The sequence below is a fragment of the Alteromonas antoniana genome, from assembly GCF_019249295.1.
GTDB lineage: Bacteria > Pseudomonadota > Gammaproteobacteria > Enterobacterales > Alteromonadaceae > Alteromonas > Alteromonas antoniana.
Genome location: NZ_JAESDH010000036.1, coordinates 1 through 22,144 on the forward strand (window position 1 = coordinate 1; position 22,144 = coordinate 22,144).

21 protein-coding genes are annotated in these 22,144 nt (G+C 50.4%); 9 read left to right on the forward strand and 12 right to left on the reverse strand.

From position 1 onward, the window contains the following. Nucleotides 1–228: 228 nt before the first annotated feature. Entirely contained in the window at nucleotides 229–1,224 is a 996-nt protein-coding gene (locus JKP77_RS20250) for a hypothetical protein (protein ID WP_218312988.1), read from the forward strand. 40 nt (nucleotides 1,225–1,264) lie between these two features. On the opposite strand, the gene JKP77_RS20255 is transcribed toward JKP77_RS20250, so the two are convergent. The 4 genes from JKP77_RS20255 to JKP77_RS20270 are packed head-to-tail and all read right to left on the reverse strand — an operon-like array spanning nucleotide 1,265 to nucleotide 3,588. Beyond that, nucleotides 1,265–1,798: a YgjV family protein gene (locus JKP77_RS20255; RefSeq protein WP_218312989.1), complete on the reverse strand. Its 534-nt coding sequence runs from the start codon at nucleotides 1,796–1,798 to the stop codon at nucleotides 1,265–1,267. 55 nt (nucleotides 1,799–1,853) lie between these two features. After that, a complete protein-coding gene (locus JKP77_RS20260; protein ID WP_218312990.1) occupies nucleotides 1,854–2,201 on the reverse strand; it encodes a hypothetical protein in 348 nt (115 codons plus the stop codon). A gap of 18 nt (nucleotides 2,202–2,219) precedes the next feature. Further along, nucleotides 2,220–2,939: a tRNA1(Val) (adenine(37)-N6)-methyltransferase gene (locus JKP77_RS20265; protein ID WP_218312991.1), complete on the reverse strand. Its 720-nt coding sequence runs from the start codon at nucleotides 2,937–2,939 to the stop codon at nucleotides 2,220–2,222. Nucleotides 2,940–2,943: 4 nt separating this feature from the next. Continuing rightward, nucleotides 2,944–3,588 carry an NAD(P)H-binding protein gene (locus JKP77_RS20270; protein ID WP_218312992.1) on the reverse strand — a complete coding sequence of 215 codons (645 nt, stop codon included), beginning with the start codon at nucleotides 3,586–3,588 and terminating at the stop codon, nucleotides 2,944–2,946. A 62-nt stretch (nucleotides 3,589–3,650) separates the two neighbouring features. Here JKP77_RS20270 and JKP77_RS20275 point away from each other — a divergent pair, with 62 nt between their 5' ends. The 3 genes from JKP77_RS20275 (at nucleotide 3,651) to JKP77_RS20285 (ending at nucleotide 9,212) form a co-directional block, all read left to right on the forward strand. Then, nucleotides 3,651–5,858, forward strand: a complete 2,208-nt coding sequence (locus JKP77_RS20275; protein ID WP_218312993.1) for a S9 family peptidase — start codon at nucleotides 3,651–3,653, stop codon at nucleotides 5,856–5,858. 229 nt (nucleotides 5,859–6,087) lie between these two features. After that, on the forward strand, nucleotides 6,088–7,953 hold the full coding sequence (locus JKP77_RS20280) for a S8 family serine peptidase (RefSeq protein ID WP_218312994.1): 1,866 nt from the start codon (nucleotides 6,088–6,090) through the stop codon (nucleotides 7,951–7,953). Between the two features lie 179 nt (nucleotides 7,954–8,132). Next, on the forward strand, nucleotides 8,133–9,212 hold the full coding sequence (locus tag JKP77_RS20285; RefSeq protein WP_218312995.1) for a hypothetical protein: 1,080 nt from the start codon (nucleotides 8,133–8,135) through the stop codon (nucleotides 9,210–9,212). Nucleotides 9,213–9,365: 153 nt separating this feature from the next. Here the strand turns inward: JKP77_RS20285 and JKP77_RS20290 are convergent, their stop codons facing one another. Beyond that, nucleotides 9,366–9,740: a PH domain-containing protein gene (locus tag JKP77_RS20290; protein WP_218312996.1), complete on the reverse strand. Its 375-nt coding sequence runs from the start codon at nucleotides 9,738–9,740 to the stop codon at nucleotides 9,366–9,368. Nucleotides 9,741–10,060: 320 nt separating this feature from the next. Between JKP77_RS20290 and JKP77_RS20295 the strand changes: the two genes are divergently transcribed. Genes JKP77_RS20295 through bla form a run of 4 tightly spaced genes read left to right on the forward strand, consistent with a single transcriptional unit; the run spans nucleotide 10,061 to nucleotide 14,909 of the window. After that, a complete protein-coding gene (locus JKP77_RS20295; protein ID WP_218312997.1) occupies nucleotides 10,061–11,077 on the forward strand; it encodes a serine/threonine dehydratase in 1,017 nt (338 codons plus the stop codon). Continuing rightward, a complete protein-coding gene (locus tag JKP77_RS20300; protein WP_218312998.1) occupies nucleotides 11,074–12,723 on the forward strand; it encodes an amidohydrolase in 1,650 nt (549 codons plus the stop codon). Before JKP77_RS20295 ends, JKP77_RS20300 begins: the two co-directional genes overlap by 4 nt. Nucleotides 12,724–12,738: 15 nt before the next feature. Next, complete coding sequence (locus JKP77_RS20305; protein WP_218312999.1) at nucleotides 12,739–14,028, forward strand: APC family permease; 1,290 nt, start codon at nucleotides 12,739–12,741, stop codon at nucleotides 14,026–14,028. After that, nucleotides 14,028–14,909, forward strand: coding sequence for a subclass B3 metallo-beta-lactamase (gene bla / locus JKP77_RS20310; RefSeq protein WP_218313000.1), 882 nt, complete (start codon nucleotides 14,028–14,030; stop codon nucleotides 14,907–14,909). Before JKP77_RS20305 ends, bla begins: the two co-directional genes overlap by 1 nt. A gap of 108 nt (nucleotides 14,910–15,017) precedes the next feature. Here bla and JKP77_RS20315 read toward each other — a convergent pair whose 3' ends face one another. The 3 genes from JKP77_RS20315 to dinB all read right to left on the reverse strand — a co-directional run bounded on the left by JKP77_RS20315 (nucleotide 15,018) and on the right by dinB (nucleotide 17,325). After that, nucleotides 15,018–15,872: an MBL fold metallo-hydrolase gene (locus JKP77_RS20315; RefSeq protein WP_218313001.1), complete on the reverse strand. Its 855-nt coding sequence runs from the start codon at nucleotides 15,870–15,872 to the stop codon at nucleotides 15,018–15,020. Between the two features lie 135 nt (nucleotides 15,873–16,007). Next, nucleotides 16,008–16,253 carry a DUF1653 domain-containing protein gene (locus JKP77_RS20320; RefSeq protein WP_218313002.1) on the reverse strand — a complete coding sequence of 82 codons (246 nt, stop codon included), beginning with the start codon at nucleotides 16,251–16,253 and terminating at the stop codon, nucleotides 16,008–16,010. A 1-nt stretch (nucleotide 16,254) separates the two neighbouring features. Beyond that, the gene (dinB, locus tag JKP77_RS20325) at nucleotides 16,255–17,325 is read right to left on the reverse strand and encodes a DNA polymerase IV (RefSeq protein ID WP_218313017.1); all 1,071 of its coding nucleotides are present in this window, start codon (nucleotides 17,323–17,325) and stop codon (nucleotides 16,255–16,257) included. 309 nt (nucleotides 17,326–17,634) lie between these two features. Here dinB and JKP77_RS20330 point away from each other — a divergent pair, with 309 nt between their 5' ends. Beyond that, nucleotides 17,635–18,726: a glutathione S-transferase family protein gene (locus JKP77_RS20330; protein ID WP_218313003.1), complete on the forward strand. Its 1,092-nt coding sequence runs from the start codon at nucleotides 17,635–17,637 to the stop codon at nucleotides 18,724–18,726. Between the two features lie 213 nt (nucleotides 18,727–18,939). Here the strand turns inward: JKP77_RS20330 and nqrM are convergent, their stop codons facing one another. The 4 genes from nqrM to nqrE all read right to left on the reverse strand — a co-directional run bounded on the left by nqrM (nucleotide 18,940) and on the right by nqrE (nucleotide 22,142). Beyond that, complete coding sequence (gene nqrM, locus JKP77_RS20335; RefSeq protein WP_218313004.1) at nucleotides 18,940–19,173, reverse strand: (Na+)-NQR maturation NqrM; 234 nt, start codon at nucleotides 19,171–19,173, stop codon at nucleotides 18,940–18,942. A gap of 24 nt (nucleotides 19,174–19,197) precedes the next feature. Continuing rightward, the gene (locus JKP77_RS20340) at nucleotides 19,198–20,145 is read right to left on the reverse strand and encodes an FAD:protein FMN transferase (protein ID WP_218313018.1); all 948 of its coding nucleotides are present in this window, start codon (nucleotides 20,143–20,145) and stop codon (nucleotides 19,198–19,200) included. A gap of 135 nt (nucleotides 20,146–20,280) precedes the next feature. Next, complete coding sequence (gene nqrF / locus JKP77_RS20345) at nucleotides 20,281–21,513, reverse strand: NADH:ubiquinone reductase (Na(+)-transporting) subunit F (RefSeq protein WP_218313005.1); 1,233 nt, start codon at nucleotides 21,511–21,513, stop codon at nucleotides 20,281–20,283. 20 nt (nucleotides 21,514–21,533) lie between these two features. After that, on the reverse strand, nucleotides 21,534–22,142 hold the full coding sequence (gene nqrE, locus JKP77_RS20350; RefSeq protein WP_218313006.1) for an NADH:ubiquinone reductase (Na(+)-transporting) subunit E: 609 nt from the start codon (nucleotides 22,140–22,142) through the stop codon (nucleotides 21,534–21,536). Nucleotides 22,143–22,144 lie beyond the last annotated feature (2 nt).

Genomic DNA, 22,144 nt, shown 5'->3' on the forward strand with positions numbered 1-22,144 from the left:
AGACTGATATCGGATTTTGAAGCCTTGAAAAGATCGGTCAACCGATCATCAAAATAATCTTAACTGATCGGCATTAGCCCTTGTGGCGGTTTTTTTATGCGTATTAATAAATATACATAGTTGTGATCTACACTGTCGATCGCTTCAGCGGAACGATCTAGGATCAAATTGTCTGGAAAGCCATGTTGAAACGCTTCCAGCCAGTTTTACCACTGGAGCGAAAAAACCATGTTGAATAATAATAATGAACGCACACGTGTGCGTGTACGTCGCCGTAGCCGTAAAGCTGTGGCAAACAAACGCCGAAATACCGCCCTGCTTATTGTGCTGGGGTTAATGTCGGTATCTGCTATTGCTGCCATGTTTGGCGCTACGCCAACCGGTAAGTATGTTGCCGGTTTAATGAAAGACAGTGTCTCGCAAATCTTTGCTGAACCGTCGCCTGACCAGGCACCTGGCCAACGGGTAGAATCATTGCGCCGCAAAGCCGTATCCGCAGAGGCGGAACAAATGGTAATGGCAGACCGCTCTGTCATAAACCCTATTGCGCTGCCTACTATTAAAGATACTTACCCGGAAGGTGATACCAGAAACTGGGATGTTGATGCCCTGATCAGCCGTAAACGCGCGCCTGAAGACAGCAGTATAACCGATCCTACCAACCCAGAGCGTTATGGCCTTGATGATCCGGATGGAGGTACGTTATCCAGCGCATCACTATGGGCAGCTGTAAGCTTTGATGGTAATACCGGAAACTTTTTTAACGCGGCAACCGGTAACTCTCGTTCAGGACAATCAGGATCACGCTTTGGACAACTGGGATCGCTGTCAGGCGGTGGCATTATTCCTTCGGGAAATCCGGGTGATAAACTGGATTTGTATGCCATTGATAAGACCGGATCCGGTGACAACGGTCTCGACGATCCCCTTTTCGACGACGGCAGACAACCCGGAGCTAATGGTGGAAATAACGATCAGCAAGCCAGTCTCACGCCGCAACCGTTACCTGTTTTTAATGTCAGTGACATAGCGCCAAACGACGAGCCGTTGACTCCACCGGCTTCTGAAGATCAGCAGGAAACCGTTAACGCCGACAATAACAGCAGCGTTGAAGTCAGTGAGCCTGCCACGCTGGCGATATTCGCCTTTGCGGGCCTGTATCTGTTCGGTTTGCGTCGGGCGTTGACCAAAAAGCCGGTTCCGACTGCCCCAATATCCGCATAAATCAAAACCTGTTAAAACATCACACCGTAGTCTTATCACGCTACGGTGTGGTTTTATCTGCCTCAGATAACTTGCGAATACGTCGCTTTTCCTGCACCAGCTTAGTGATAATACTGAACAGATTACTGACATTAAAAATGGTGCCGAAAATACTGCCCACCAGTATTGAGTAAGCTAATCCCAACGACTCCGCGACCAAAAACCATTGTCGAATTCGCTTCGCGTCCTGCAGGACTATTGAGCCCACGGTAAAAATCAGTGAAGAGCTGTAAGCAACAATGATCAACCAGCCGTGATCCAGTACAAACCATTCATATGCGAAAAACGCCAGATTTGCACCGACAAAAAACGCGACTACGCGGTGGGAACGGGTTTTCAGCGCCACCACATTACGTATACTTGCCAGCATACAGCCAACACCTGCAGCCATCGCATCCAGCATGAAAAAGTGGATGCTAACGCTAAACAGTGCACACGCAGATATGATCAGGTAACGATCGACCTGATTCTGCCGGTAACCAATAAAATTCAAAATGACTGCCAGGGCACCGAAGCCCTCCGCCAAATACTGCATGACGTTGTGTCCTGTTTTACCGACTTACGCCGGTATGTGATTGGTAAAGCTACTTTTATCGACGCAGACTATGTACATCCAGCGGAAGAAACAACGGCTGCAGAATAGAATCTGCAGGGTAGGCAAAAAGTCCGAACCGGTTGCCTTCACAATGACTCAGCACGACCGCGTGCGACGGTAATACGTCCATGTCCTGGTGACAGGGATCAAAAAGCGGCACATCATACTTGCCCAATTTGAGGATCGCTACTTTTTGGGAGCGATAGTCAACGGTATCGTCGGCAACCGGAGATGACAGCCTGGCATATACCTGATAATACGGCACACGCCATTCCCGCCCCTGCCACAGAAAGGGCTGGAGAACGAGTCGGTTTGCATATCTTTCAATACACATCGGCAGCATAGTCAGTCGCCCGGCGATTCAGAAATGTAAATAGTATTCCCGGCAGAGTGCTCTGAATTCCTCAGAATACTCACCAGATTCGTTGTGAATGATTAATGATGCTTTCTTAACTATTGATGGCTCACGACGAAAACGCAAGGCAGCAACGTAAGCCGGCTTGTTTGACTGGCTTTGCACCCACATGAGTGAGTGACAATATAACCCTGCCGCTTCAGCGTTCGGGATGAGTTGCTGTATGGCATCAGCGGGATACAAACAGTAGAAATCACCGTGCTTCTCCAGATAGGCAGCAACCCATTGAAACAGTGCGTCTGAGCTCAGACTGCCACTTTGCCTTGCCTGTTTCCTGACATCACTTTGTCCGCTGTACGCATTGCTGCTGGATTTCGCACCTTCAAAGTAAGGTGGGTTAGACACGATCAGGTCGTATTGCCGGGCCGGAGCCTGAGAAAGCACACAGCCCTGGCACGTATTAATATTTTCTGCCCACGGCGAAGCCAGCACATTCTCTCTGGCCTGCGCGGCGGCATCCGCATCAAGTTCAATAGCGTCGATAACCGCTTCAGGCCCTGCCTTTTGCGCCAGCATCAACGCCAGAATGCCTGTGCCGGTGCCGATATCCAGGATCCGGGTTTGCGCATCCACTTCCACCCAGCTGCCCAGGATCATGCTATCGGTATTCACTTTCATCGCGCACTTGTCCTGCTCGATGCTGAATTGCTTACACTGAAACGCCAAGGGGCTACCCTCCTTCGTCAACAAACCGCTGCAAACTAACCATCTTGCGCGCCACTTCCACGGCCTCGACAGGCTTATACTTTTTCAGCGGCCCCACCATAAGTGGCTTTAGAACAGGTGCAAGCGCCTGACCAACAGATTCCATTGGCCTGCTGTCTTTGCGATCCCCCAGTAACAGTGACGGACGCACTGCAGAAGCATGATCCAGCTGCGGCATGCGCATGATGGCATTTTCCAGCTCACCTTTTACCCGCAGATAAAAACTGCTGCTGGTAGCATCAGCGCCTACTGCAGAAATCCAGACAAAACTGTCAACACGCTGGGCTCTCGCCAACTGCGCAGCAATATGAACGTATTCAAAATCGATTTTACGAAAAGCAGATTTTGAGCCCGCTTGTTTTAGCGTCGTGCCCAGACAACAGTAAACATGGTTTACCGAGAAATATCCCTGATAGTCCTGAAACTGATCGAAGTCGATCACTACCGGATTCAGTTTATTTTCCGGATCGCTGAACATAGATGCGGACAAAGGTCGTCGCACCAATACAGTCACAGCGTCATAGCGAGAGTCTTTCAACAGCAAAGAAACCACCTTTTGTCCTACCAGACCGGTCGCTCCCAGCACAATTGCGGAATTCTTCTTACTCACCTTGTATCATCCTGTGTAATCACTACAATCATTCTTTCGACAGCAGCAGTATGAAGATAACAATGAAAAAAGCCCTTGTTTTTGGAGCCCTTATGCTCAGTACAGCAATTCAGGCTCAAACGCTCACAATTGAGCGCATTTTCGAGTCTCCCTCACTGGATGGCAATGCACCACGCAACCTGAAAGTATCACCCGATGGCGAGCGCGTCACCTTTCTGAAAGGCAAGCAAACCGACTACGAACGCCTTGATTTGTGGGAATATCACATTGAGAGTGGCGAAACCCGCATGCTTTTTGACTCTGATGACCTGCATAGCGGCGAAGAAAATTTATCTGACGAAGAAAAGGCCCGCCGTGAGCGCATGCGCCTGTCAGGTTCAGGCATTGTCAGCTATGAATGGTCTGACGACGGTAAATCGTTATTGTTTCCGTCAGGCGGGGATGTGTACTACTACCAGCTGGGCCAGAAAGAGGCGCAGCAGCTGCTTGACACTGAAGCTTTCGAGACCGATATCAAGCTGTCTCCAAAGGGTAACTATATCTCCTTTGTGCGCGATCAGAACGTGATCATCAAACACATTGCCAGTGGCAAGGAAACTGCCATTACCAACGACGGTGGTGGTAATATCAAATACGGCATGGCTGAATTCGTGGCACAGGAAGAAATGGGTCGGATGACCGGCTACTGGTGGGCGCCGGATGAAAGTCATATCGCATTTACCCGTGTAGACGAAAGCCCGGTAGATGTCATCACACGCTCTGAAATCTATGCCGATAAAATCGACATGATTGAGCAGAAATATCCAAAAGCCGGTACCGACAATGTTGAAGTCACACTGGCTATCCAGAACATCAAGTCCCAAAAGCGAACCTGGGTGGACTTGGGTGAAGAGAAAGACATTTATTTTGCCCGCGGTAACTGGATGCCTGACAGCGATACCTTCACTTATCAGTGGCAGTCGCGCAATCAGCAGGCACTGGAACTTCGCGCCTATTCACTATCCACCGGCAAACAGAACGTACTTATCAAGGAAGGCAGTCCGACGTGGGTGAACCTGCATGATGACCTGACGTTTCTGGCTGACTCCAACCAGTTCATCTGGGCCTCTGAGCGCGATGGATTTAAACACTTATACCTTTATAACAATGACGGCTCGCTGGTTACGCAAATCACCGACGGCAACTGGGTAGTGGATGAGCTGGAGGCTGTCGACACTGACGCTGGCATCGTTTATTTCACCGGTCGCAAAGACACACCTCTGGAGAGTCATCTGTATCAGGTTCCCCTCAAAGGCGGAAACGTTACACGTGTCACTAAGCGCGATGCTTTCCATGAAATTACCTTCAGTGGCGATGCGTCTATTTATATTGATCGTTTTTCCACTATCAATACTCCGTATCAGGTGAGTCTGCATAAGGCCAGTGGTGAACAAATTACCTGGCTGGAAGAGAACAAGGTTGACGACAGCCATCCGCTTCATCCTTTCATGGACAGCTGGACAAAGCCTGAGTTTGGCACCATCACTACACAAGACGGCGCCGACCTAAAGTACCGCATGTATAAGCCTGAGAACCTTGAGAAAAAGCATCCTGCTATCGTATTTTTGTACGGCGGTCCCCATGCGCAGGTAGTTCAGAACAAGTGGTACGGCAATCGTGGCTTACTGATGCAATACTGGGTGGATCAGGGGTATGTGGTGTTCTCGCTGGATAACCGTGGCTCTAATTATCGCGGCAAAGCGTTTGAAGATCCGATCTACAAGCAGATGGGCAGCATAGAAGTAGAAGATCAGGTGGAAGGCGTTAAATTCCTGCGTACCCTGCCTTATGTCGATGCCGACCGGATTGGCGTGCACGGTCACAGCTACGGCGGCTATATGACGCTGATGGCTATGTTCCAGGCGCCTGAGTACTTTAAAGCCGGGGTTTCCGGTGCACCGGTAACCGACTGGCGCTTATATGATACCCATTACACCGAACGGTATATGGGTAACCCCAAAACCGATGATGCCGCTTATACAAAGTCATCCGTATTCCCGTACGCAAAAGACCTGAAAGGGCCGCTGCTGATTTATCACGGAATGGCGGATGACAACGTGTTATTTACCCATAGCACGATGCTGTACAAGCATTTGCAGGATTTAGCCATTCCGTTTGAAACCATGGATTATCCAGGCAAGAAGCACAGTATTCGTGGCAAACAGACTGGGATCCACTTATACAAAACGATAACCAACTTTTTTAACAGAAACCTGCATCCTGCGCAGTAGTCTGTATAAAATAGTACAAATATCAAAGGCATAATCATCACTGATGGTTATGCCTTTTTATTAGCAAGGCTTATTAATTCATACCCAAATAATCTTTCAAACGTTTGTTTAGTTTTTCTTCATAGTGTAATTTGAAATTCGGGGTTTCGACCTCCAGGGGTGTCTAAGCAGAAAAGATCGACCGAAGTCGACAATAGACACAACAATCACAAGTGAAGAAGAAGTATATATGTTAAAAACAACAATCAAACCTACACTGGCAGCAACCCTGCTAGCCCTCGGTTCAACCGCAGCTTTAGCGGATTCAAACGACAGATACATCATCCAGGTGGACAACAACAGTAAAGGCATCGTCAAAGCGCTGGCTAAACAGTCAGGTGCTGATATTCATATTGACGCAAACGGATTCATTGCCGCCACCTTCTCAGGGAAGTCGTTATCGGATGTAAAAGGGTTGATGAACAACCCGCACGTAAAATTAGTAGAGCAAGATCAGGTCCGCCGCCCAATGGCATTGTACAACGATGACGCGGGTAACCCTGACACAACGCAAATTACACCTTATGCCGTTTATCAGGCACAAGCTGATCAGGTGACTTTCGACGCCAATGCTGCCATGAAAGTCTGTGTTATCGATTCAGGTCTGGATGACTCCAACCCGGATTTCGTATGGAGCAACATTACCGGTGATAACGATCCGGGTACCGGTAACTGGTTCGACAATGGCGGCCCTCACGGTACCCACGTAGCCGGTACTATCGGTGCGGCTGACAACAGCTACGGCGTTGTCGGTATGGCACCTGGCGTTGATATGCACATCATCAAAGTGTTTAACGCTGAAGGATGGGGCTACTCATCAGATTTGGCCTATGCAGCGCAGAAATGTTCTCAGGCTGGCGCTAACATCATCAACATGAGCCTTGGTGGCGGCGGTGCTAACAGCACAGAAGAAAATGCCTTCATCGACTTCGTCAACAACGGTGGTTTTGTTGTTGCTGCAGCGGGTAACGATGGCAACGATGTCCGTTCATACCCTGCTGGCTATCCTGCGGTTATGATGATTGGTGCAAATGATGCCGATGACAACATTGCTGACTTCTCGCAGTATCCATCGTGTACGTCGGGTCGCGGTAAACGCGCAACGTCTGACGAAACAATTTGCGTAGAAGTGACCGCTGGTGGTGTGGATACCCTGTCTACCTACCCTGCCGGTGGCGCTACAATGGCTTCAATGTCCGCAGACGGTGCCGGTGTTGCAGCCTCTGCAATGGAAAACTCGGGTAATGCGAGCGCGGCCACTTACTTCATGGGTATTGGCGACGCGGTTGACACGAATGCCTCTGGCAAAGTGTGCGTTATCGACCGTGGCAGCATTTCGTTCTACGACAAAGTGAACAACTGTGAACAATCTGGCGGCGTAGGCGCGGTGGTTATTAACAACGAGCCTGGCATGCTTTACGGTACGTTGGGTGATACTAATGACACCAGCATTCCAGCAGTTGGAGCGGCGCAGGAAGATCGCAGCACATTGCTTGCAGCATCAACGGTTGATATCAGCATCGGTGCCAGTGACTACGGCTTTATGAGCGGTACGTCGATGGCAACGCCTGCAGTAGCAGGTGTAGCAGCACTGGTGTGGTCTAATCACCCAACCTGTTCTGGTGAAGACATCCGTGCGGCACTGAAAGCTACAGCTCGAGACTCAGGCGCGGCAGGTAAAGATGTTTACTTCGGTTATGGTATCGTTCAGGCAGCAGATGCCAGCGCATATCTGACAGCGAACGGCTGTGCCGGCGGCAGCAACGGTGGCGGTGATAACGGTGGTGGCGATAACGGCGGTGGCGAGACTGGCGGCGATCTGACACTGACCGCGACTGGCTATAAAGTGAAAGGCTCTCAGGTAGTGGATCTGTCCTGGTCTGGCGCAACCGGCTCTGACGTTGATGTAGTCCGTAACGGCAGTGTTGTAACGACTACCGCTAACGACGGCGCTTACACTGACGCACTGAATACCAAAGGTGGCGGCGTATATGACTACCAGGTGTGTGAAACAGGAACGACTACCTGTTCTGCAACGATGACTGTCATATTCTAAGTCACGCCGGAATTATCAGGCGATAATGTCGTTACGCCTGACACCATTTAAGGCCACCGCGAATGCGGTGGCCTTTTTATTTGCGCCGCGCTCTGGTTGCCAGACGATAATTCCGATAGGGTGATTTAATACGTTGCTAAACGACTTCCCGAATTACGGGAAAACGACATCTTCGCCTTATGTTTTCTTCACCCTTTAAAGCGCTTATTATCGTTGCACTGCTGGCGTGGCTTTATCTGCTGGTCACAACCCCGCGCCCTGGGGATGCTGCGAATACACTGGTGTCAAATGCGCCACCCCATCCCGTGGCACATTCTGATACTACTCAGTTGCGCATGCAGCAAGCGTCAACATCACCAACACTGGGCCACTACGTTGATACCTGTCTTCATCACAGCGCGCAAGCCAGCGACGCCATCGACCCCGCGCCGGTTTTTTACGAAAAGATTGATGAACTCAAAAAGCACAGTGAATTTTTTGATGCTATGAGCGAATCGATGATGCAGGGTGAAAACAAGCTGGATAAACTGATTGCGCTCCACAGCGCGCAACCTGATGCGTTGGTCGCACTTGAGGTGGTTCGGGTATGTGCCGCAACGCCCGCGTTAGCGAAGTGCCATTCTGCGCTATTCGACACGCTTCACCTTTCGCCTTCCGATGCGCAGTCCTGGATATACCTGGCGAACTATTTCGCCGCGCGAGGAAACGCTGAAAAAGTACAGTACGCAATAAACCGCGCGCTTCAGGCTGACTTTTATGGAAACGGCTATGCAGAGCGGATCATTCGATTATCTGAGCAGATAAATCAACATACATCATCTGGTCTGTATATTGCCACCGTCGCGGCATTGGGAATGGAGGCAGGCAATCAGGTGTTTCCTGCTGAACTCTTCCCATTCTGCAGCCAGGCGTCATCCGAGCTCCTTACCGCCTCCTTATGTCATAAACTGGGGCAGGATATGGCGTCCAGAAGCAAGACCACAGGGCTCAGGCTAACAGGTAAGCGCCTGACCGCGATGATGCGGGACGTCAGCGACTTTCACTTTCCAGGTGATGAAAAAGTAATCGACGCCTCATTTGACGAAGGGAAGATGTTAGCGATATGGCCGCTAATGCAATATAACGAGCGGCTTTTAGTAAACTGGTTGAGCGATTTACAGGCTCTGGGAGAGCCGCAGGCGGCCGCCAGGGCGATAGCGACTGTCAACGCACTGGCGCAAACCAAAGATTACACGCACTGCGCTAACGCAACTGATTAGCGGTGAAGCGCACTGTGCTTCGCTGACAACCGTGCGCTGGCCCCAAAGGAATGTCGTCAATACAGGCGCTCTATCTCAGCACCCCCAATAAGCACGAGTGGGGTTTATACCACCCCGTAGTAGTACGTGATCGCAGGTTATTGCGGATTGGTATTAACCAAAAATCTGATCGGCCAGCGTTTTCTGCACTTTCTGAGCGGAATTCTTACTCATCTCAATTTCTACCGGCGCGTCCTGACCTGACACCCAGATTTTAAGTTCAGAGTCGGTATCAAAGTGTCCGGCGGTTTCAACGATAAACTGCGTAATTGCACGGTAAGGGATGGAGTGATAATTAACCTTACGCCCAGTCAGGCCCTGCTTATCAATCAGGATAAGACGCTTGGTGGTAAATACACTCAAATCTCTGATTAATTTAAACGCCGCAATCACCTGCTCGCTCTCCGCCATGACCGGCGCAAGCTCTTCCTGGATTTCGGCCGCGTCGGTTTCGCTGGCGTTGCCCATTAGTGTATCGAATAATCCCATGTCGCACTCCTCTGGTAATTCACGTTACGTAATCGGTATTCCGCGCTCGAAGTACTACTACTTAGTCATCTTTCGCGCTGGCATGTAGATACCTTAATCTTTCGCTGTAGCCACTACCTACTCTAGCATGCAATTGTGCACGGTCGCTGTAAATTTATAACCACCGAATTTACCAAAGCGCAGTGACATTGTCTGATGATAAGTTTGAATGTTGGCAAACAAACGCTACAAACACACTCCTGACGATTACCAGTTCACACTACCACTGACTTGGTGGTAGGGTTATGCTCAGATAACATCCTCTGATATAAGGAAAAACCTTGGCTTCTGAGCTTACGACGTTTGCCGATGTTGCGGCTGCCGCGACCCGTATCGCCGGCAAAGTGCAACACACCCCTCTGCTGGAGTCTCATTTGCTGAATACCTGGCTGGGTCAGCGCATTTTGTTTAAGGCGGAATGTCTGCAAACCACTGGGGCATTTAAGTTACGAGGCGCAACCAACTTCCTGGCCGCGATGGAAGCACGTGGCGAACTGCCCAAACATATTGTCGCCAACAGTTCAGGCAATCATGCTCAGGCTGTGGCGTATGCCGCATCGCTGTATCACATTCCGGCCACCATATTTTCTTCGCAGCGTATTTCTGAGGTAAAAGCAGCGGCAACACGCGGCTACGGAGCGGAGCTTTGCCTGTTCCCTACCCGCACAGAAGCTGACAGCGCCGTCGCAGAAGCAGCAAACGCCGCTGATACGGTTTGGATCCCGCCTTATAACCACCCGGACATTATCGCCGGTCAGGGCACTGCGACGCTTGAAGCGCTGCAGGATGCCGGCCATGTCGATGCGGTATTTGCGCCCTGCGGTGGGGGTGGTCTGTTAAGTGGTGCACTGCTGGTCACCCGCGAGCTGATGCCAGACGCCAGCGTAATTGGCGCTGAACCGGCCGCCGCCAATGATGCCTCGCGCTCGTTGCAGTCGGGTCAGATAGAAACCCTTGATGGTATGCCGGACACCCTGGCCGACGGTGCTGCTACGCCCAGCGTAGGCGAACACACCTTTCCCTTGTTGCAACAGCTTGATGATTTCTATGAAGTGGAAGAAAACCAGATTGCCTACTGGACACAATGGTTGCAACACCTGCTGAAAATTCACGTTGAGCCAACCTGCGCGATGAGCATGGCTGCGGTAGCGGCGTGGGCCGTTAATACGCCACCCGGACAAACGGCACTGGTGATGCTGTCTGGCGGCAACATCAGTCAAGCCAGTATGAGCAAAATCTGGCACACTGACTATTTGCAGCAGCCCCCAAACATTACCCAACAGGAAGATAACGCATGACGCTATTACTCCGTGTACTGACCCTTAGCCTGTCGGCGGTCTCGCTGCCGCTTCTGGCTTCAACAACGCTGGTTGAAAATGTAAAAGGCTACACCCTTAACAGCAGTGGCGAGCTTGTAAGCTTTAACGCTCTTCTTATCGAAGACGGAAAAGTGGTATCGCTGGATGCTGAAACTCCACAGGCCGATACCGTCATTGACGGCAAAGGCAAAACGCTGATACCGGGCTTAATTGATGCCCATGGTCACCTGCTGGGACTGGGTGCCAACCTGCTTGAAGTCGATGTGCGCGAAAGTGGTTCTGCAAAAGAAGCCGCAGAGGCTGTTGCGGCTTACGCCTTTGCCAATCCGCAGCAAATCTGGATAACCGGCCGCGGCTGGAATCAGGAGCTATGGCCCGACAGAGCCTTCCCCACCGCTGCCATGCTGGATAAGCAAATCAGCGATCGTCCTGTCTGGCTCACCCGCGTTGATGGTCACGCTGGCTGGGCGAACAGTGAGGCGTTGGCACTCGCCGGCATTACGCCTGAAACCCCGGACCCGGAAGGCGGTCAGATTATTCGTGACGCCGACGGTAACGCCACCGGCGTACTTATTGATAACGCCATGGCGATGGTAGAACAACACATGCCAACAGCCAGTGTCGCGCAATACGACGCGCAACTTGAAGCTGCGGGTGAGCAATTACTATCGCTAGGTGTCACGTCGATGCACGATGCTGGCATTAGTCGTGACGTATACGACTTTTATCTGAAGCGTGCGGTAGAAGGAACTCTGCCGGTTCGCGTGTACGCGATGATAGCGGCCACCGATCCCGAGCTAAACACCATGCTGGAAAACGGACTTATCGACAGTGCTGATGATTTTCTCGAAATAAAGTCAGTAAAAGCCTATGGCGATGGCGCGCTGGGAAGTCGTGGCGCGGCGCTGCTAAAACCCTATTCTGATGCACCGCATCAACACGGTTTAATGCTCACACAGCCTGATGATTTCGACGCCTTGTTTACTCACATTATCAGCAATGGCTTCCAGTTGAACTTTCACGCCATCGGAGACAGAGCCAACCATCTGGCATTAAATCAGTTTGAAAAAACCTTCAATACAACCGGTGGGAAAGCGCTGCGAAACCGTATTGAGCATGCGCAGGTAGTTGCGGTAGAAGATCTGCCTCGCTTCGCGGAGCTGGAAGTGCTGCCCTCTATGCAACCTACCCACGCCACCAGCGACATGAACATGGCCGAAGACCGTATCGGTCAAAAACGCATGAAAGGCGCATATGCTTGGCAGACATTACTGAACTCGGGGATAGCTCTGCCGCTGGGCTCTGACTTTCCCGTTGAGCTTGCTAACCCGTTTTACGGCATTCATGCCGCCGTGACACGTCAGGACAGAAACAATCAGCCAGTAGAAGGCTGGTATGCCCACGAAGCCATGACACTGAAACAGGCCTTTCGCGGCTTTACGCTGGATGCCGCCTACGCCGCACACATGGAGCAAACGCTGGGCACGTTAGAGCCTGGCAAGTGGGCTGACTTCCTGCTCATTGACAGAGACTTGTTTAACATTCCAGAAGAGGATTTATGGAAAGTTCAGGTGCTCGAAACCTATCTTGCCGGTGAAAAAGTTTACGATGCGACCGGGCGATAAGCACAGTTTGTTGATATGGAGCTGAAACGCAACATCGGCTTTCTTGGTGCCAGCTTTCTGGTATTAAACGGCTTGATTGGCGCTGGCATCTTTGCGTTGCCAGCAAAAATGGCTGCCACTCTGGGTGCAGCCAGTCCATGGATCTTCCTGTTGTTTGGCGGCCTGATGCTGACCATTGTCTGGTGTTTTGGCCAGCTTGCTGTAAAGCTTCAGGAAACCGGCGGGCCGACAGTCTATAGCGAGGCTGCTTTTGGCCCCTTTGCGTCCTTTCAGACAGGCTGGTTGTATTACCTGGCACGTGCCACGGCCATTGCGGCCAACATGCACGTGTTATTGTTGAACGCCGGATACCTCTGGCCACAACTGCAAACATCGATGGGGGAATCTTTGGCGATTCTCGTTATCAGTGGTTTGCTGATTTGGGTTAACGTAACCGGTGTGAAAAGAGCGATCCGTGCACTGGATGGAATCACCCTGCTCAAACTGCTTCCGTTTATGGCACTGATTATAACGGGCCTTATCAGCTTACCTGAGCACACCTCAACCTTTACTCTGCCACCGATTGATACGGTGGGTGCCGGGGCGTTGCTGACACTCTACGCATTTATTGGTTTTGAAACCGTCGTGGTGACTTCCGGTGAAACGCGAAATCCGGCCAAAACGATCCCAAGAGCCCTGATGGTGACCGTTATTGCTATCGCACTTTTTTACTTTACTGTGCAATACGTGTATTGGCACACCATGGGTGCAGGCGAACCGGACGATGCACCGCTGATCGCGCTCGCCGATACGTTGTTTGGTCCGGTTGGCGCTATCATTCTGACACTAACCGCGGTGTTTTCTGTTGCCGGGAACTTGCTGGCTAACAGTATTTCCACATCACGGCTCACCTTTGCCATGGCGAAGGAGAAAACGTTGCCGGCTCCCTTTGCTCATGTCCATCCGCGTTTTGCCACGCCGGACGTATCAATTATCGTGCTGGGTGTTTTTGCAGCGATTATGGCGTTGAGCGGTGGCTTTGTCTGGCTGGCAGTCGCCAGCGTGCTGTCCAGGCTATTGGTGTATATTCTCTGTATCTCAGCCCTGTTAAAACTGCAGCATCAGAGGCGCTGGCTGACACAGGCAACCTTGCTGAAAGTGGTCCTGGCCTGGGTCGTTCCGGTCATCGCCATCGCGGTTTGTGCCTGGTCTGTTGCGCAGTCAACCGCCAACGCCTGGTGGTTTCTTATCGGTGAGTGCGTGGCTGGCAGCCTGTTGTATTTCATTTTGAAAAGGCGTTCACAGAGCAGCACTGGCGCAGACTGATGAAGACGCGTTATGTTGTTGGCGGCATCCTCCTTACAGGCATTTTCGCTATCTTGTTCACAGCGTACCCCGCCTGGCGGAAAGCGTCTGATAACGGTGGGCAGCAGCCCGCCACACCGTTTAACATTGCAGGGAATTTGTATTATGTTGGCGCCAATGATGTCACGGCCTTCCTGTTGGTTGACGATTCGGGCCATGTACTGATTGATGGGGGCTACCCCGGCACAGCAAGCATGATCCTCAATAGTGTCCGCGAACTTGGCTTTTCACCACGTGATATCAAGTGGCAGCTAAACACGCATGCGCATCTTGATCACGCGGGCGGTCTGGCGGACATTCAATCTCATACAGGCGCAACGGTTCTGGCTTCCCATGACAGTGCGCAAATTCTTCGTCGTGGCGGGCAAAGCGACACTATGTTGGGGCCGCTAAGTTTTCTGACTCACCTGCCGTTTTTACAATACCCGCCGGTAACTGACGTTCAGGCATTTTCAGATAACAAGGTTCTTGAGCTGGGTTCTCACCGGCTTACCCCCGTTTCTACCCCCGGCCACATGCCGGGGTGCACCAGTTGGTACTTTCCGGTTACCGATCGGGGTGTCCAACACCACGTATTGCTTAGCTGTGGTTTGTCCCCGCCTCTCACGCTGACCCTTTTTAAAGACAAGAATACGATTGAAGCGTTTGAGAAAAGTTTCCTGCAATTGGAGGCACTCGATGTGGATATTTTTCTGACTCCTCATGCAAGAACATTTGGTCGCTGGAAGAAATATCAGCAGAACCTGCAGAACCTTTCAGAGCCAAATGCATTTATAGACAGGCCGGGATGGCAGCAGTATCTGAAGTCCGCCAGACAGCGTGTGGATGAGGCTGCGAGGTAGTAACCATTGATGGATAGAAAGTCGGCGAGGAAACTTTCAGGATAGGGTGTGTGATACACAGTAAAAGGGGCCAACAGGCCCCTTATTTAATCGACTACCAATAGTGTTTTAGTAGAGGGTGTTAATCCAGCGCTCTTCGGTAATGAAGTTCCAGCTCCATGCTGACCACTTATCTCCTAAGCCCTGTTCTACAATATCGTCAACACTCATGCCATCAGCTTTGTGCTTTTGCACAATGTCGCGGGTCGCTTCAATCATCTCAAGGAACGCCTGATAATCTGCCTTGTTGGCGAGCGGACCGTGACCGGGAATAATCACCGTATCGTCATCGATTTTACCCAGCAGTGTTTTTACAGAGGTAATGTAACCTTCAACGCTACCTCCAGACTTCAGATCGATAAACGGAAAGCGCTCATTGAAGAACAAATCACCGGTATGCAACACATCAGGTTCTTCAAACCACACCACACTGTCACCATCGGTGTGACCATTTGGCAAATGCATGACGTGTAACGTCTCGCCGTTGAAGTGCAGCTTGATGCCATCTTCATAAGTCACCACCGGCAGGGCGGCTTCAGAAACCTTATCGTCATTTGCCAGACGGACGCGCACATTCTCGTGGGCAAAGATGGTTGAACCTTTGTGTTCGTGGAAGAAGGCATTAGAACCGGTGTGATCGCCGTGATAGTGGGTATTGATAATATATTTGGGTTTATCACTGCCCAGCTTCCCCATCGCGGCGGCAATTTTCTCAGCCAGTGGCTCATACTGATCATCAATGATGAGTATGCCGTCATCACCCGCTGATACACCAATGTTACCACCTGAGCCCTGCAACATATGCACGGCCCCATTAAGCGGGGTATCTGTGATTTCTACATTTGCGAATCTGTCGTCAGCGGTCGCACCAAACGACAGCGTAACCGCGCAGACCGTTGCGGCCAGGCGATGGATTATTTTCATTCTGATTGCTCCAAAGTGAGTCGTTACCGATTCATTTATGCGCATTACTGCTACAAAGATCACCTTTTTGTGAGTAATTGCGATTTACGCCAGGCTATATATTCCTGACAGGCATCTTCACCGCTGTAGTAACAATCAGATAGGTTGCTCCACGCCCTCTGGTTGTGGTTTAAGAAAAGCAAACCTGGGCTTTTCCTCTCCGTCGCGCAATACGGTCTCGGTAAACATAGACAGTGGCCTTACCCATAAAGCACGCTCTCCATAACACGGGCGATATATCACCAAGGTTTCTTCGGTTTCTGAATGGGTAGCCGTGCCAATAACATCATAGTGCGCGCCCTTATAATGCTGGTAGCGACCGGTTTTCAAAATATGTGACATGTTAGTCCTCTAATGGCAAAAGTAACTGCTGGATATCTGTTGGGTCGGCTAATCCGATGTGCAGACCCAGTAGCCGGATCCCCCGCCCCGTCGCTCTGGCAAAAGCCTCATCCAGTAACGTATAGAAATAGTCCTCTGATAACGCTCCCTGACGATGTTCCACCGTCGTAAGCTGGAAGTCGTTAAACTTCAGCTTAACACCCTGGGTACGCAAACGGACCGCTTTACCGGTCTTTTGCTTATGGCTTAGCATTCGCTCCCGGAGTTTTTCCATTAGCACAGGGATAAATGCTCTGCATTCATCCAGCGTATGAATATCTTCACTTAGCGTGCGTTCCACACCAATGGACTTTCGTACCCGGGACACAGAGAGCTCACGGTCATCAACGCCATGCGCGCGGTTCCATAATACACTGCCGAACTTTCCAAGCTCTCGCTGTATCCGCTCGAACGGGTACTGACGCACATCATTGCAGGTGTGTAGCCCAAGTCGATTCAGCTTTTGCAACGTGACCTTGCCCACGCCGGGAATTTTTCCCAACGGCATGGTTCGCACAAAGGCATCAAGTTTGTCAGGTGTAACTACGCATATACCATCGGGCTTGTTCTCATCGCTGGCCACTTTTGCTACAAACTTGCAGGGTGCTACCCCGGAACTTGCAGTGAGATTCAGCTCTTGTTTTATGCGCCGCCGGATATCTTCGGCAATCAACGTGGCGCTGCCACCAAAGAGGTTTGAATGACTGACATCAAGATAGGCCTCATCCAGTGATAGCGGTTCGATAAGATCTGTATAATCTGCAAAGATAGCGCGAATTTTCTGCGACTCCCGGGCATACACATCCATGCGACCTTTCACCAGCACCAGGTCCGGACACAGGCGCATCGCATAGGCCGTAGCCATTGCACTACGCACGCCGTACTTTCTGGCCGGATAATTACAGGTAGAAATGACGCCGCGACGATCTGAACTTCCGCCAATAGCGATCGGTACTGATTGCAACGCCGGATTGTCACGCATCTCGACAGCGGCATAAAAGCAATCCATATCGATGTGAATGATTTTTCGCAAAGCTAATACCAACTGTATACTTAACCAGTATTCTAACGGATTTATCGCGTCTGTCACCCCTAAACCGGCATTCCGCAAAGGCAAAATAACCTACTCCCCTGCCAGCTCCGGGGCCGCAAGGGGGGGCTCACATCGACGTTGAAGCGGTGCAAGTCATACAGAACTGACATTCACTCTCTAGCGGCTCAGGGATAATGCGAATCGACATGTCTCACCACTATCAATAAATAACTATCAGAGAATATAAGCCAAAGTGAGAGATAAGTTCGCTACGCTTACTTACATCTTCAAATATTCATGGTCATGCCGTTGGATACGAAATATACCCTGATAGGTTCGCCCTGCTCACTGTACACCGGAAAACTGCGCAGCTATTTGCGCTACAAAGCGATCCCTTTCGACGAAACGCTATCGACGCAATCGTGCTATAAGAGCGTGATCATCCCCCGCACTGGGGTACGTTATATTCCGGTATTAGTCACGCCGGAAGATGAAGTCTGGCAGGACACGACTGTCATTATCGATAAGCTGGAGTCACGCTTTCCCAATAATCCGGTTGCCACACCGGATGCTGTCACAAATTTTCTGGCAGAACTGCTGCACTGTTATGGCGATGAGTGGCTGGTGATCCCTGCAATGCACTACCGCTGGAGTATTGAAGAAAACCGGCGCTTTGCTTACGGTGAATTTGGTTTTACCGCCGTCCCTGATGCGACGTCAGAAGAGCAGCTACAAGTAGGAATGCAATTAGCTGAGCGTTTTGCCGGCGCGCTACCTGTCCTCGGAGTAACGCCACAGACAATTCCTGCCATCGAACAGAGCTATCTTGAGTTACTCAGTGACCTAAACGCCTGCCTGACTCAATCTGATTTCATTTTTGGCAATACGCCGACCCTGGCAGACTTTGGACTTTATGGTCCGCTTTACGCCCACCTGGGCCGCGATCCATACTCTAAACGACTTATGGATGAAAAGGCGCCAGCTGTGTCAGCGTGGATACAGAGAATGACATTTTCCTCGCCTCTGGATACCACCGTCACCGCGCTGACCGATTCCGGTCTGATAACGCCCATCATTGCGCGCATGGCCGACGAGATGGGAGACGTTATTATTCAAACTCTGAAGCAAGTTGCAGATTTTGCGGCCACCGGGCACGCAGAACCGGTACCAAGAACTGTCGGCAGTCTGTCATTTTCTATTGGCGACATTAGCGGCCAGCGCAAGACCTTTCCTTTTCTGCAATGGAAGTGGCAACGAGTACAAGCCTGCTATGGGCAGTTAGCTGGTCAGGACAAAGCCACAGTAGATACGCTCCTGGCACCGCTGGGTTTATTACCGGCGATACAGGCAAAGGTCGAAGCGCCGCTGGTTAGACGCGACAATCAGCTTTGGTTCGCCTGATTCGCTATCGATAGCGTCGCTTCGCAACAGTCTGCTTGTCAGAAGATAACCAGGTATAGGATTGATCCCAACGCAAGTTTACTTGCCGGTTCAGTCGCAAATGGTAAGTACGTCGGTTGGTTAATTGCGAGGTGCAGAAACAAAAAAGCGAGTCTAATAATGACCCGCTTTTTTAATGCTCTGATAAACGCAGTCAGGCTGCGTTAAATCCAATTATAGAATCTGATTCTGCTTCCATTCCTTGAGCTTCTTTTCCCGCGCCTCTTCTTTTTCCATACGCGCTTTCTTTCTGTCGCAGGGTTCAGGGCAGTCACAGGCTTTCTCAATGCCTAATGCACCCAGTCCACCACAACTTCCGGAAATGGATTTTCTCTGCACCAGGTATCCAACGGCCATGGCAAGCACCATCGCCAAAAAGAAAACAAAGGCAAGAATAAACGTGGACATGTTAAACCTCTAAGCTGCTACGCACTAATTATGTACGTCTACAATTTTATCAAATTCTGATGAAATATACTCTTCAAAACCATCGTCGGTTTTTCGAATCAATAACACCGCTAATCCCTGTTCTTCAGCCAGTGATATGGCTTGTTCCCATCCCATCACATTAATCGCAGTCGCAAGACCGTCTGCCGTCATCGAATAAGGATGAACCACCGTTACCGACACCAGATTATGCGAAATCGGTCTGCCGGTACGCGGGTCGATAAGATGTGAATATCTTACGCCATCGTCTTCATAGTAGTTCCGGTAGTCTCCGGATGTTGCTATGGCGTTCCTGCCTATAGAGACAACTTTTTGAATGGCCCGTTCCGTCGTTACCGGTTTTTCTATTGCAATCAACCAGGGATCGCCATTGCCGCGATGGCCGCGAACCCGCATTTCCCCGCCGATCTCTATCAGATAGTTCTTCAGGCCGTGACGTTCCAGTAGCTCCGCTATCTGATCAACGCCGTAACCTTTTGCAATGGTAGACAAATCGACATATACCATGGGATGTCGCTTAGTGAGACCGGAATCACTCACTGCCACCTTATCCAGGCCCACAAAGTTACGCACTTCGTCTATCTCAGCCTGCGTTGGGATTTGTGCTGGTCGCTTGTTAGGACCAAAGCCCCATAGATTGACCAGCGGCCCTACTGTAATGTCTAACACGCCATCACTTAACTCACCAAGACGTAATGCCTCTGTGACGACCAGTTGTGTCTCATCAGACACGGCAAACGTATCTGTGTAGCGATATTGATTGAACCGGGACAGCTCGGAAGTCGTGTCATACGTCGACATCAGCTTATTGATCTCGGCCAGGCGTTCATCAACTTTGCGCTGAAGATCGTCTATTGCGTCTTCGTTTTCTACCACGTATTTAATGTTATAAGTGGTTCCCATCGTCGGACCATTCAGGTGCACGACAGGCATTTTCTCGCTGGTACATGCGCTGAGAATACATACCACAATAGCGACAATAAGTACTTGTATATAAGCTGCTTTCACTGCAATCCCTCACTATAAAAAAAGGGGGCCTCTGCCCCCTTTCATTATACCGCTGCTGTCTTAACCACCAAAGTCATCCAGCATGATATTTTCATCTTCTACACCGAGGTCTTTCAACATGTTGATTACCGCGGCGTTCATCATCGGCGGCCCACACATGTAGAACTCACAGTCTTCCGGCGCCGGGTGATCTTTCAGATAGTTTTCTAAAAGCACCTGGTGAATAAAGCCTGTTTGACCTTCCCAGTTGTCCTCTGGCTGAGGATCAGACAGGGCTACGTGCCATTCGAAGTTATCGTTTTCTTCCGCCAGCTCGTCGAAATCTTCCGTGTAGAACATTTCACGAAGTGAACGTGCACCGTACCAGAACGAAATCTTGCGATCTGTCTTAAGACGACGAAGCTGATCGAAGATGTGCGAGCGCATAGGTGCCATACCTGCACCACCACCAACGAATACCATTTCCGCATCGGTTTCTTTCGCAAAGAATTCACCGAATGGACCAGAAATAGTCGCTTTGTCACCTTCTTTCAGGCTCCAGATGTAAGAAGACATCTTACCGGCAGGCAGGCTCAGGTTATTAGGCGGCGGCGTAGCAATACGCACGTTCAGCATAATAATGCCTTCTTCTTCCGGGTAGTTCGCCATGGAGTAGGCACGAATAACTTCTTCATCCGTTTTTGATTCGATATCAAAGAAGCCAAAGCGCTCCCAATCGCCACGATACTCTTCTGGAATATCGAAGTCTTTGTACTTCACGTGATGCGGCGGAGCTTCAATCTGAATATAACCACCTGCACGGAAAGGTACACTTTCGCCATTTGGAATCTTCAGTTTCAGTTCTTTGATGAACGTTGCCTGGTTATCGTTAGAAATAACCTCACAATCCCACTTCTTGATACCAAACACTTCTTCAGGCAGTTCGATATCCATGTCTTGCTTAACCGCAACCTGACATGACAGACGGCAACCTTCACGGGCTTCACGCTTAGTGATGTGATCCAGTTCGGTTGGCAGAATTTCACCACCACCTGACTTCACATCTACACGACACTGGCCACATGAGCCACCGCCACCACACGCTGAAGATACGAAGATACCCGCTTCTGCCAGCGCACCAAGCAATTTACCGCCTGGCTGAGTTTGAATGGCTTTGTCAGGATCGTCATTAATCGTAATTTTCACATCACCACTAGGTACCAGTTTCGACTTGGCAAACATGATGATGAATACCAGCGCCAATACGATGGCAATGAACATGCCGACGCCAAGAAATATTTCTACTTGATTCATTTATATGCTCCCGAGCTCGATTACAGCTGAATACCAGTGAAAGACTGGAAACCCAGCGCCATCAGACCCGCGATCATGAACACAGAGCCCAGACCACGAATACCTTCAGGCATATCGGCATATTTCAGTTTTTCACGTACGGCAGCCAGCAATACGATGGCAATTGCCCAACCGATACCACTACCTACGCCGTAAACGACACTTTCGCTCAGTGTGTATTCACGTTGTACCGCAAACGCCACACCACCAAAGATGGCACAGTTAACTGTGATCAGCGGCAGGAAGATACCCAGCGCGTTATATAAGGCAGGGAAGAACTTATCCAGACTCATCTCCAGAATCTGTACCAACGCTGCGATAACGCCGATAAAGGTCAGGAAGTTAAGGAAGCTCAGGTCCGCTTCAGGGAAGCCAGCCCATTCCAGCGCACCCGGTGCCAGGATATTTACGTAAATAATCTGGTTAACCGGTACCGAAATACCCAGTACCACGATAACGGCAACACCCAGACCCATCGCTGTTTTTACTTTCTTGGATACGGCCAAAAATGTACACATACCCAGGAACAACGATAGTGCCATGTTCTCAACAAAGATTGAGCGCACAAATAGAGATAAATAATGTTCCACGA